Below are 11,211 nucleotides of genomic sequence, written 5' to 3'. Positions count from 1 at the left end.
CTCCGGTCCCCCGAACCGTCGTGTCAGCGCCCGTCGTAGCCGGCGGTCGGCATCGACAGCCTGCGGTGGACGCACGCCTTCATCGCCGCGTCGTACGCGGGCTCCGCGTGCCCCACCGTCTCGACCCGCACCCCGCGCCGCGCGCACTCCGCGGTGAACTCCTCGACGGAGGCGAGCGCGCTCTCCAGTACCCGCCGACTGGGCGCCACGAACAGGTCGAGGCCGGGCCGGACGCCGTCCCACAGCGCGCCGTGGTCGGGACGCAGCCCCCGCACCAGTAACTCCCGGCTGACCACGTAGCCCCGCTCGGCGGCCCAGCGGGCGCACATCGCGTGCTGGCTGCGGGAGTCGACCAGGAACGGATCCTGGTCCAGCTCCTCCAGCGGCGTCAGACTCGCGATCGCCGTGACCCTCACCGGCACCATGGCGTCCCCCCTCACCTCCGGTTTCGCCGCCGACCCTACTCCTGCACGTAGGCTTCGGGGAGTCGCGCGAAGGAGGCAAAGAAGTGCCGGTGGAGATCACCTGGTGGGGTCACGCCACTTGCACGGTCGAGGACTCGAACGTACGCGTACTCACCGACCCCTTGTTCGCGCGCCGGCTCGCGCACCTGCGGCGCCGGCGCGGGGACCTGCCGCCGCCCGGCGCCCACCACGCGGACGTGGCGCTGGTGTCGCATCTGCACGCCGACCACCTGCACGTGCCCTCGCTGATGCGGCTCGCTCCGGGCACGCGCCTGCTCGTGCCCCGGGGCGCGCGCCGAGCCGTGCCCGGTCTGCGCCGGCTCGCGCACCTGCGGGTGAGCGAGATGGCGCCCGGGGACGAGACGCGGGTCGGCGACGTCGTCGTCCGGGCGGTGCCCGCGCGGCACGACGGGCGGCGGCTGCCGCTCGGACCGCACCGCTCCCCCGCTCTGGGCTACGTCATCGCCGGTGAGGCGCGCACGTACTTCGCCGGGGACACGGGGCTGTTCGACGAGATGGCCAAGGAGGTCGGGCCGGTCGAGGTGGCGCTGCTGCCGGTGGGCGGCTGGGGGCCGTACCTGGGCGAGGGGCACCTGGACGCGGGCCGGGCGGCGGAGGCGCTGGCGCGGCTGGCACCGCGCAGTGCGGTGCCGGTGCACTACGGCACGTACTGGCCGATCGGGATGGACGCCGTGCGCCCCCACGAGTTCCATGCGCCGGGCGACGAGTTCGTCCGGTTGGCCGCGCTGCGCGCGCCCGGCGTGGCGGTGCACCGGCTGGGGCACGGGGAGAGCGTGCGCCTGGAGGTCGCGCGGTGACCTGGTCCGCGCCCGTGGCACAGGCCGGCCTGCCCCTGCTGGCGGTGTCGGCCGTCACCCCGGCGTCCGTGGTGCCGGAGTCCACGCAGCAGGCGATCGGGTATCCGTCGCTCTTCCTGCTGGTGCTGATCGGGGCGCTGGTGCCGGTCATCCCGACGGGGGCGCTGGTGAGTTCGGCGGCTGTGGTCGCGTTTCACCAGACGGCGCCGTTCTCGCTGGCGATGGTGTTCGTGACGGCGTCGCTGGCGGCGTTCCTGGGCGATGCGGCGCTGTACTGGCTGGGACGGCGCGGGATGAAGTCGAGGAACGGGTCGCGGTGGCTGGAGGCGCTCCGGGCCCGGGCGCCGGAGGATCGGCTGGCGCAGGCGCAGGAGCGACTCGCCGCGCACGGGGTCGCGGTGCTGGTGTTGTCCCGGCTGGTGCCGGCGGGGCGGATTCCGGTGATGCTGGCGTGTCTGCTGGCGAAGTGGCCGCTGCGGAAGTTCTCCCGGGGGAATTTTCCGGCCTGTCTGGCCTGGGCCGTGACGTATCAGCTGATCGGGATTCTCGGGGGGTCGTTGTTCGATGAGCCGTGGGAGGGTGTGGTGGCGGCGATCGTGCTGACGCTGGTGATCAGTGCGGTGCCGGGTGTGGTGCGGCGGGTGCGGTAGCGCCGTGGGAGGTCATGTGGTCTTCGGCGTGCGGGTTGTCTGTGGTTGTTCGCGCAGTTCCCCGCGCCCCTTGAGGTCAGTCACCGAACAGCACCCTTGATGCGCCTACCGGGATGTCCCACAGGTTCTCTCGGGGCAGGCCTGTCTTCTCCCAGGCCGCGCGTACTCGCGTGAGGGGTTCCAGGACCGGTTCCGCCGAGAGGACGAACGTGGCCCAGTGCATGGGAGCCATCCTGGTCGCTCCCAGGTCCTGGGCCGCCTGGACCGCCTCCTCCGGGTCGCAGTGGACGTCGCTGAGCCACCAGCGGGGGTCGTAGGCGCCGATGGGCAGGAGGGCGAGGTCGATGCCGGGGTAGCGGCGGCCGATGCGGGAGAACCAGTGCCCGTAGCCCGTGTCGCCGGCGAAGTAGACGCGTTGGCCCCGCTGGTCGGTGAGGACCCAGCCGCCCCACAGGCTGCGGCAGGTGTCGGTGAGGGTGCGCTTGGACCAGTGGTGGGACGGGACGAAGTCGAAGCGGACGCCGTCCAGTTCGGCCGCCTCCCACCAGTCGAGCTCCGTCACGCGCGTGAAGCGGCGGCGGTGGAACCAGCCGGCGAGGCCGGCCGGCACGAACACCGGGGTGTCGCGCGGGAGGCGGCGCAGGGTGGGGGCGTCCAGGTGGTCGTAGTGGTTGTGGCTGATGACGACGGCGTCGACGCGCGGCAGGTCCTCCCAGGGGACGCCCACGGGGGTGATACGGGCCGGGGTGCCGAGGATCCGGCGGGACCAGACCGGGTCGGTGAGGACGGTCAGCCCGCCGATCTGCAGCACCCAACTGGCGTGTCCCGCCCAGGTGACGGCGACCGTGCGGGCGTCGACGCGGGGCAGCGGGGCCGGGGCGAAGGGCAGCCGGGGGATGTCGGCGAGGCCTTCCGGACCGGGTCTCACGGCGCCTTCGCGGGCGAAGCGGGCCATGGCCTTCAGGCCGGGGAGCGGGGCGGTCAGCCGGTCGTGGAAGGTGCGCGGCCACACTCTCCGCTCGGCCAGCGGCCGGGGTTCGGCCAGGGGCGGGTACGGGGGTGCGAGGGGAGACGGGAGAGCAGGACCGTCGGCTTCCCGGGTGGTCGTGCTCGTGGTCGATTCGGACTGCTGCGTCATCGAGGAGGCTCCCATCGCTGAGCGTCGTCGCGGAGATCGTCGAAGACCGACTTCAGTTGGATCAACGCGCGGTGCACGTGCGGCAGTTCCAACGGCGTGGGTGACGTGAGGCATTCCGCGCGTTCCGGGTCGGACCCGGCCACCAGTGCGCCGGTGGAGAGCCGCACGCGCGGGGCTTCGAGGTCGTCGCCGAAGCGGTGGCCGCCCGGCGCGGGCATGCCGAGACGGGCGGAGAGGAAGTCCTCCAGTTCCTGGGCGTCGCCGATGTCGTGCGCGGTCAGCGCGGGGAGCAGCGGGGACAGGTCGACGTACAGATGGCGGCCGGCCTGGGGCGGCCGGGCGAGGGCGCCCGCGCCGACCACGGCGGAGTGCGCCGCGGCGGCCACGCGCGCGTGCAGGCGCACGGCGGTGGCCACGCGCGCGGTGACCGGTTCCGGTTCCGCCAGGGCGTGGGCCGCCGCCGCGGCGACCGGGGCGGCGACGCGGGCGTCGAGCGCGGTGAGGACGTCGAGCACGCGGTCGTGGAGACCGTCGGCGTCCTCGTCGGCCGGGAAGCGGGCCACGGCGGCCGGCCAGCCGGGCGGGAGCAGGGCACCGGCCAGGTCGGTGACGACGGTGACCCGGTCGGGCAGCATCTCGGCGGGGCTGAGCAGCACGGTGTCGTGCGGGTCGTGCAGGGTGTCGCGCCAGGTCTCGTCGCTGACCAGGTGCAGGCCCTCCCCCTGGGCGGCCTCGACGGTCTCGTGCAGCAGCTCGGGCGGGGCGACGGTCGCGGTCGGGTCGTCGGCGACGGACAGCACCAGCAGGCGCGGGTCGCCGCCCTCGGCGCGGACCCGGCGCACGGTCTCCAGCAGGGCGTACGGATCGGGGACCCCGCCGCTCTCGGGCGGGGTCTGCACGTGGAAGACGGGCCGTCCCAGCAGGCGTGCGTACGGCGCCCACCAGGCGGCGCAGGGTCTGGGCACGAGGACGTCGCCGCCGAGGGCGGCGGTCAGCGCGAGCAGCAGGGCGGGCGCGCCGGGGCCGGCGGCCACGCGGCCGGGGTCGCAGTGCAGTCCGCGCCGGTCCCAGTAGCCGCAGGCGGCCTCCCGCAGCGCCGGGCCGCCGCCGACCGGCTCGTGGCCGCCGCGGGACGCCGCGGCGGCGAGCACCGCGGACAGCTCCGGCAGCACGGGCAGCCCGTCCTCGGGGAGCGGCGGCCCGAACCGGACGGGGCCGTGGCCTACCGGGTCCGTCCGCCGCATCCGTACCTCCGCAGTGCCTGGTGCCGCCGTGTTCTGTCGCCTTCGGCGCGTACGCCGTCCGCTGCCCGGTGGTCCGTACGGTGCGGCTCGTGCCCTCGGCCACTGAGTACCCAGGGTGCCGCCGCCCCATGGGCACCCGGCCGGGTTGTGACGGTCACAGCATGAGCGGGCCGGACCGGGGGAAGCGGGGGGCGTGCGGGGCGCTGGTACGCGCCGGTGGTCAGCGGTACGTGCCGGTCTCGCGGTTGCGCAGCCGGTGCACGGCCGCGCCGAACGCGCCCGCGATCAGTACCCCGCCCGCGACCAGGGCCGGCACGGAGTCGGTGAAGGCACCGCCGTCACCGGCCCGCACCCCGCGCTGGACGGCCGCTCCGCCGCAGTCGGTGTGGTGCGGTTCGGGGTGATGGTTTTCGGGGTCACGCATTTCATGGTGATGCTGTTCGCGGTGGTGCGAGGGCTCGGGGCAGGCCTTGTGCGGGGGCTTGTGCGTGGGGTGGTGGGACGGCTGGGGGCGGGGGTCGTGGGTCACCGTGAAGGTCGCGCTCCACTGCTTGCCCTCCCCGCCGGGCGCGGCCGGACAGGTGCCGTCGACGCTCCACGCGGAGTCCTCGCCCAGGGCGTCCGGATCGCCCTCGAAGTTCTCTGCGGAGGCGATCCGTGCCGTACCGCGGTAGGCCGGGCCGGACACCTTGTCGTCGTTGCCGGTGACCCTGCGCAAGGGCACGGTTCCCTCGTCGAAGGCCTGCGAGGTGGCGTCGATGGTGTCGGGCGGCGGCCCCCCGGTCGGGTCACAGCTGACCGAGATGGTGAGCGTGCCCCCGGGCTCGACGGTGGCGGGACTGACCTCGGCGGCGGGTTCGGCGAAGGCGCCCGGCGCGAACCCCACCAGGGCGGACCCGGCGAGAACGGCGACGGACAGGGCGTGAAGGCTGCGGCGCATGGAGGGGCCTCCTTCGGTCGTCATGCCCCTCTGCCATGACAGCCCGCCCACAGCAGGCCCGCGCGAAACCGGACCCCATTAGCGGGACAGCACCCGCCAACCGGGTGAAAGTGGAGCAACCCAGGGGCGCGGGGAACTGCGCGACCAGCCACAGACGACCGGCACCCGCGAAACCGCCGGAACCCCCACGACGCTAGGCGACATCCCGCATAACTTGCTCCCGCACCCGCCCACAACACCGACTGATCAACCGGGACACATGCATCTGCGAAATCCCCAGCTCCTCGGCGATCCGGCTCTGCGTCATGTCGGAGAAGAACCGCATGTACAGAATCGCCCGCTCCCGCTCCGGCAGCGCCGCCAGCCGCGACTTCACGGCCTCGCGATCCACCACCGTGTCCAGCGCCGGGTCGTAAGACCCCAGCGCGTCGCTCAGCGAGTACCCGTCCTCGCTGCCGGGCAGCTCCGCGTCCAGGGACAGCGCGGTGAAGCTCTCCAGCGCCTCCAGGCCGACCTTGACGTCCTCCTCGCTCATCTTCGCGTGCTCGGCGATCTCCGCCACGGTGGGCCGCCGGCCGGAGATGGTCTGGGACAGGTCCTGGGAGGCGAACCGGACGCGGTTGCGCAGGTCCTGGACGCGGCGAGGTACGTGCAGGGTCCACATATGGTCGCGGAAGTGCCGTTTGATCTCGCCGGTGATGGTGGGCACGGCGTAGCTCTCGAAGGCGTTGCCGAGCTCGGGGTCGTACCGGTCGACGGCCTTGACCAGGCCGAGGGCCGCGACCTGCCGCAGGTCCTCGAAGCTCTCGCCGCGGCTGCGGAAGCGTCCGGCGAGGCGGTCCGCCATGGGCAGCCAGGCCTCGACGATCTCGTCCCGGAGCGCGTCGCGCTCCGGGCCGGCGGGCATCGAGGTGAGCCTGCGGAAGGCCTCGGCGGTGTCGGGGGCGTCGTCGTGGGGGTGCTGCTTCGCGCTGGTTCGGGTCGGCATGATGCGTCGCAATTCCCTTGATGGGTGCTCTGAGTTGGACAGTCACCGTGGGAGTGCGCAGACGGTGCGGACCAGGGGCGCCGGTGACGGCGCGAAACGCCGCTCCCACGGGCGTGCCTCCTGTCCGAAGCACTGAGGGGCGCCTGCCCCCGGCCCCCACCCGCAAACCCGGTCAGGTTTTCCGCCGTCGCGCAGGGTGACTCGTACTGCTGGCTCTGTCCCCATACGTCCGGGAGGTCGTACATGAGCACCAAGGTCTCCGACCACGTCCTGCAGAGGCTGCGCGAGTGGGGGGTGGAGCAGGTCTTCGGCTATCCGGGCGACGGCATCAACGGCCTGCTCGCCGCGTGGGGCCGGGCCGAGAACGAGCCACGTTTCGTGCAGTCGCGCCACGAGGAGATGTCCGCGTTCCAGGCGGTCGGCTACGCCAAGTTCAGCGGCCGTCTCGGAGTGTGCGCCGCGACGTCGGGGCCGGGCGCGATCCACCTGCTGAACGGCCTGTACGACGCCAAGCTGGACCACGTCCCGGTGCTGGCGATCGTCGGCCAGACGCACCGCAGCGCGATGGGCGGCTCCTACCAGCAGGAAGTGGATCTGCACACGCTGTACAAGGACGTCGCCTCCGAGTTCGTCGAGACGGTGACGGTGCCGGAGCAGCTGCCGAACGTGCTGGACCGGGCGATCCGCACCGCGTACGCCCGGCGCTGCCCGACCGCGGTCATCATCCCCGGGGACGTTCAGGAGCTGGACTACTCGCCGCCGACCCACGAGTTCAAGATGGTGCCCTCCAGCCTGGACCGCAGTTCGTGGACGGCGGTTCCGTCCGACGACGCGGTGCGGCGGGCCGCGGAGATCCTCAACTCCGGTGACAAGGTGGCGATCCTGGTCGGCCAGGGCGCGGCCGGGGCGCGCGCCGAGGTGGAGCGGATCGCCGAGCTGCTCGGCGCGGGCGTCGCCAAGGCGCTGCTCGGCAAGGACGTCCTCAGCGACGAACTGCCGTACGTCACCGGCTCGATCGGCCTGCTGGGCACACGTCCGTCGTACGAACTGATGCGGGACTGCGACACGCTGCTGACCATCGGGTCGTCGTTCCCGTACACCCAGTTCCTGCCGGAGTTCGGCAAGGCTCGGGGCGTGCAGATCGACATCGATCCGCACATGGTCGGGATGCGCTACCCGTACGAGGTGAACCTGGTCGGCGACGCGAAGGCCACCCTGGAGCGGCTGATCCCGCTGATCGAGGAGGGCCGCGGGCGCGAGTGGTACGACACGGTGTGCGACAACGTGACGCGCTGGCGCGAGGTCATGGAGCGCCGGGCGGGGCTCGACGCCGATCCGATCAACCCGGAGTACGTGGCCCGCGCGCTGGACCCGCTGCTGCCGGACAACGCGATCGTCACGTCCGACTCGGGCTCGACGGCGAACTGGTACGCACGGCACCTGACCATGCGGCCGGGCATGCGCGGCTCGCTCTCCGGCACGCTGGCGACGATGGGCTGCGGGGTGCCGTACGTGATCGGCGCGAAGTTCGCCCACCCGGACCGGCCCGCGATCGCGCTGGTCGGGGACGGGGCGATGCAGATGAACGGGATGGCGGAGCTGATCACGGCGGCGAAGTACCGCCATCAGTGGGAGGACCCGCGGCTGGTGGTCGCGGTGTGGAACAACCACGACCTGAACCAGGTCACGTGGGAGATGCGGGCCATGGAGGGCGCGCCGTCGTTCCTGCCCTCGCAGGAGCTTCCGGACGTGCAGTACGCCGCCTTCGCCCGTTCCCTGGGGCTGACCGGCATCCGGGTGGAGAAGCCGGAGGACGTCGAGCCGGCCTGGCGTGCCGCGCTGGAGGCGGACGGTCCCGCGGTGGTCGAGTTCCTGACCGATCCGGCTGTCCCACCGATCCCGCCGCACGCCACCTGGGACCAGATGGAGGCGACCGCCGCGTCGGTCCTGAAGGGCGACGCGGACCGGGGATCGGTGGTCAAGCAGGGCTTCAAGGCGAAGATGCAGGAGTTCCTGCCGGGGCGTGAGAAGAAGAAGTAGCGGCCGCGGGGGCGGGAGTGTGCATCGGCAACAGCACGAAACACTTCAGTGGCACATGTCCCCTTAAAGATCGAAAGAAAGCTGGCCAGGGCTGCACTTCTCCGAGCGCAGTGCTGCCGCATCCGGCAAAGGGTCCACCACGTCTTCCTCATCGTGAGGAAGCGCGTATTCGTCGGCGAGGCGGGCCAGGTGGAGCGCCAGGGGCAAACCGAGCACATCCCGATAGTCGTCCCGGCACATCCTCTGCTGATGGACGAAGGCCGCCCACGCCTCGGGGTCGTCACCCGGCTGAAGGCAGGCAACGGTGACTTCCAGAAGCTCCGGGTTCCAGCCGTTGGCCGTCGGACGATAGGCGTTCTTGCCCTTGGCGTTGACGTGCGGCGTCAGCTTCGCGTCGTCGTTGGTCAGCTTCGTCTGTGTGCTCGCCTTGTCAGCCGTGCTGTAGAAGACCCGGCCGGACTCGCCGGGCGTCCGGGGCAGCCACAGCCCCATCGTGAAGCCGCCGCGCTGCTGCCCTGCCAGCTCTTCGTCGTTCTCCTCCCGCTCCGCCCACCACTGGGCGGTCTCGTCACGGTCACTGTCGGCGACCCTGATGACCCGCAGCTGCTTTCCGTAGAGCTTGATCCGCTGCGACGGTCCGCCGTCGAGACCGATCCGGTCCTGTTCCAGACCGTCGTTCCTGAGCCACGGCCACCTCTTGCGGAGGTCCTGGGCATGGGCCAGGACGAGGGTGGGCGAGCTGCGGAGCCCGGCCAGGGTGTTCTTGACGAAGGCCGCGGTCAGGGCGGACTGCTGCGCCACCGTTGTGCAGTCCTTGTCCCGCACCCGCCCGGTCAGGCCCTTGAGAAGTTCCGGATACGGCACCCATGCGTGCATGTCGGCACTGCGGCCCAGAACGCACTTCGCACCGGGGCGCAGCAACACGGCGATGGGGGTGAACTGCGCCTTGCCGGTGGGGCCGTCGTGCCTGCGTTCCACCAGGTGGAAGGCGACCTGGTTGAGCTCCTCGGGGATCAGCTCGCCGAGGGTGTGCCGGGGCACGAGCCGCATACCCGTCTGGCGCAGAGCGTCCGCCCAGGCCGCCTCGGCGCGCAGAGCCGCCTCCTCTTCCGCCTTGTCCTTCTCCAGCGAGGTGTCCAGAGGCTGGATGAACTGGGTCACCAGGCCGGCGTCCGCGCAGCCCAAGCGGATGGCGTGCTTGGGGTCGGTGCGACGCTTCTCCCGCTTGAACGGCTCCCACTCGAGCTCCACGAGGGCGATCTGTGCTCCGGGAGCCGATGCGCGCAGGGACGCCATCGCTTCGGCGACCTGGGTGCGCCGCTCCCCGATGGCCTCGTCGTGCTCGCGCCCGGCGCGCGGAACGCGGTCTCCGCCGAGCGGGGCGCCCAGCACGCCCAGCGGTCGTGCGTGCAGCCGCACGGTCAACTCCTCTGCCTGCCACACCCAGGTCTCGGGGCCCTGCTCGCGGCGGTGGGCCCGCAGGCCGAGGTCCTTCTCAGCGGCGGCGACGATCCGGTCCCTCTGGTCGTCGGTCTGGTGAAGCACCACGCACACCAGGTCGGTGCCGTCCAGCGCGGCGGCCAGCGTCCGTCGGCGCACGGCCGCGTTCTCGGCCGAGACCGGCGCCGCCTTGGCGAGGATCTCCGCCCTCTTCTCAGGGGTGGCGGTCTTCGGGACGGAGGGGAGCTTGGCGAGGTGACGCTGCGGTGGCCGAGCGTAACGGCTGCGCTCCAGCTTCGGCAGGGGGACGAATTCGGGCGCCAAGGCCTGCTCCGCCCACTCCATCAGACGGCGCCGTTCGCTGGGCATCAGTCCGGTGTTGATGAGGTGCTTGCCCATGGCGGCCTGGTGGCCCACCGCCAGGCGGATGCCGTCGCGGCCGTTGCCGCCCTCACCGATCCAGTGGTCGGCCTCCTTGATGAGCCGGTCCGCGGACGGCAGAGCGTCGAGGGCGGTGACGGCGGCGAGCATGCCCTCGGTGCCGCCCTGCCGCCAGTCGGTCGTCCCGTTCCTCCACTGGAGCATCGCCACCGAGAAGCGCTGCGGTACGGGCCCCTCCGGCACGAGCGACGCATCCGGCCGCAGGTACACCGAGACCCCCTTCCGGTAGGGCATGAACACCTTCCCGGAGACGAAACGGCGAACACCGGCGCTGAGGTGGACCCGTGGCACCGCGGAGAAGGGGACCGTCCGGACGGTGACACGGATGACGGCCGAGTAGTAGGCGGGGCGGCGGTCACCCTTCCCGGGGACGTACTCGATGGGCGGCCACGACATCAGTTCCGCGCCACCGCTTCCGGCGCCGCGCGCACCACTCACCCCAGCGACCTGGTGGAAGGTCAGACGCCGGCCTCCATGTTCGTACGGTCCCTGGCGGGCGATGCGGGCCGCCAGTTCGTCGGGCAGCAGGCGGTACACGTGCGGGGCGGGCAGAGCGGTGCCGCCCGGGGACAGGCCCTGCTCGAGGATGTCGATCTCGGCGGGCTGCCAGTTCAGCGAGCCGGTGTCCAGGTCGCGGAAACAGTCCAGCAGGAGCCGGGTGGCCTCGGGGTCCTCCGGGTTCCGCCGGAGACTCCTGAGCCAGGTGGCGACGTAGAGGTTCGTCACGGGTGCGGGATAGGGCTGCGCGCAGTACAGCCAGGGACGGCCGGCTCCGAAGGTGGCCGTGGAGTCGACCGTGACGACGTCCGGGGCGGTGGCGCGCATGAGCTGGTTGATCTGCTGGGTGGGCACCCTGCGGTACGTCGTGCTCCGTCCCCCGCCCTGCCCGTGCTCGCGGAGGCGCTGGAGTGGTTCCTCCCAGCCGGCGGGCAGACAGAGCGTGTGCAGGGGGATGGTGAACGGCGCCTGTGCCGGGTCGGGCACATAGGCTGCCGCACGTACGTGGTGATACGTCATCGTTCGGTTCTCCTCTTGGGTGTGCGGGCGG

The 11,211-nt window shown here is 72.2% G+C and carries 9 protein-coding genes; 3 read left to right on the top strand and 6 right to left on the bottom strand.

What is annotated here, in order from left to right:
• Positions 1-23 precede the first annotated feature (23 nt).
• A complete protein-coding gene (locus IE255_RS12165) occupies positions 24-425 on the bottom strand; it encodes a hypothetical protein (RefSeq protein WP_190050227.1) in 402 nt (133 codons plus the stop codon).
• Positions 426-508: 83 nt separating this feature from the next.
• Between IE255_RS12165 and IE255_RS12160 the strand changes: the two genes are divergently transcribed.
• Positions 509-1,282: an MBL fold metallo-hydrolase gene (locus IE255_RS12160; RefSeq protein WP_190050226.1), complete on the top strand. Its 774-nt coding sequence runs from the start codon at positions 509-511 to the stop codon at positions 1,280-1,282.
• Between the two features lie 38 nt (positions 1,283-1,320).
• Complete coding sequence (locus IE255_RS12155; protein ID WP_372487619.1) at positions 1,321-1,932, top strand: DedA family protein; 612 nt, start codon at positions 1,321-1,323, stop codon at positions 1,930-1,932.
• Between the two features lie 76 nt (positions 1,933-2,008).
• Here the strand turns inward: IE255_RS12155 and IE255_RS12150 are convergent, their stop codons facing one another.
• The 4 genes from IE255_RS12150 to IE255_RS12135 form a co-directional block, all read right to left on the bottom strand.
• On the bottom strand, positions 2,009-3,070 hold the full coding sequence (locus tag IE255_RS12150; protein ID WP_190050224.1) for an MBL fold metallo-hydrolase: 1,062 nt from the start codon (positions 3,068-3,070) through the stop codon (positions 2,009-2,011).
• Positions 3,067-4,314, bottom strand: coding sequence for an aminotransferase class I/II-fold pyridoxal phosphate-dependent enzyme (locus IE255_RS12145; protein WP_190050223.1), 1,248 nt, complete (start codon positions 4,312-4,314; stop codon positions 3,067-3,069). The genes IE255_RS12150 and IE255_RS12145 overlap by 4 nt, the downstream gene beginning before the upstream one ends.
• Before the next feature lie 220 nt (positions 4,315-4,534).
• A complete protein-coding gene (locus tag IE255_RS12140) occupies positions 4,535-5,254 on the bottom strand; it encodes a hypothetical protein (protein WP_190050222.1) in 720 nt (239 codons plus the stop codon).
• Between the two features lie 193 nt (positions 5,255-5,447).
• Complete coding sequence (locus tag IE255_RS12135; protein WP_190050221.1) at positions 5,448-6,242, bottom strand: RNA polymerase sigma factor SigF; 795 nt, start codon at positions 6,240-6,242, stop codon at positions 5,448-5,450.
• Positions 6,243-6,485: 243 nt separating this feature from the next.
• Between IE255_RS12135 and IE255_RS12130 the strand changes: the two genes are divergently transcribed.
• Positions 6,486-8,282, top strand: a complete 1,797-nt coding sequence (locus IE255_RS12130) for a thiamine pyrophosphate-requiring protein (RefSeq protein WP_190050220.1) — start codon at positions 6,486-6,488, stop codon at positions 8,280-8,282.
• A 63-nt stretch (positions 8,283-8,345) separates the two neighbouring features.
• On the opposite strand, the gene IE255_RS12125 is transcribed toward IE255_RS12130, so the two are convergent.
• A complete protein-coding gene (locus IE255_RS12125; protein WP_190050219.1) occupies positions 8,346-11,180 on the bottom strand; it encodes a pPIWI_RE module domain-containing protein in 2,835 nt (944 codons plus the stop codon).
• Between the last annotated feature and the right edge of the window lie 31 nt (positions 11,181-11,211).

This window comes from Streptomyces lomondensis, from assembly GCF_014651035.1.
Lineage (GTDB): Bacteria > Actinomycetota > Actinomycetes > Streptomycetales > Streptomycetaceae > Streptomyces > Streptomyces lomondensis.
This window is presented reverse-complemented; position numbering and strand designations above follow the sequence as displayed.

Bases quoted from the DNA above. Each gene is read 5' to 3' on its own strand.
- IE255_RS12165 (WP_190050227.1), bottom strand. From the start codon at position 425: ATGGTGCCGGTGAGGGTCACGGCGATCGCGAGTCTGACGCCGCTGGAG.
- IE255_RS12150 (WP_190050224.1), bottom strand. From the start codon at position 3,070: ATGACGCAGCAGTCCGAATCGACCACGAGCACGACCACCCGGGAAGCC.
- IE255_RS12145 (WP_190050223.1), bottom strand. From the start codon at position 4,314: ATGCGGCGGACGGACCCGGTAGGCCACGGCCCCGTCCGGTTCGGGCCG.
- IE255_RS12140 (WP_190050222.1), bottom strand. From the start codon at position 5,254: ATGCGCCGCAGCCTTCACGCCCTGTCCGTCGCCGTTCTCGCCGGGTCC.
- IE255_RS12135 (WP_190050221.1), bottom strand. From the start codon at position 6,242: ATGCCGACCCGAACCAGCGCGAAGCAGCACCCCCACGACGACGCCCCC.
- IE255_RS12130 (WP_190050220.1), top strand. From the start codon at position 6,486: ATGAGCACCAAGGTCTCCGACCACGTCCTGCAGAGGCTGCGCGAGTGG.
- IE255_RS12125 (WP_190050219.1), bottom strand. From the start codon at position 11,180: ATGACGTATCACCACGTACGTGCGGCAGCCTATGTGCCCGACCCGGCA.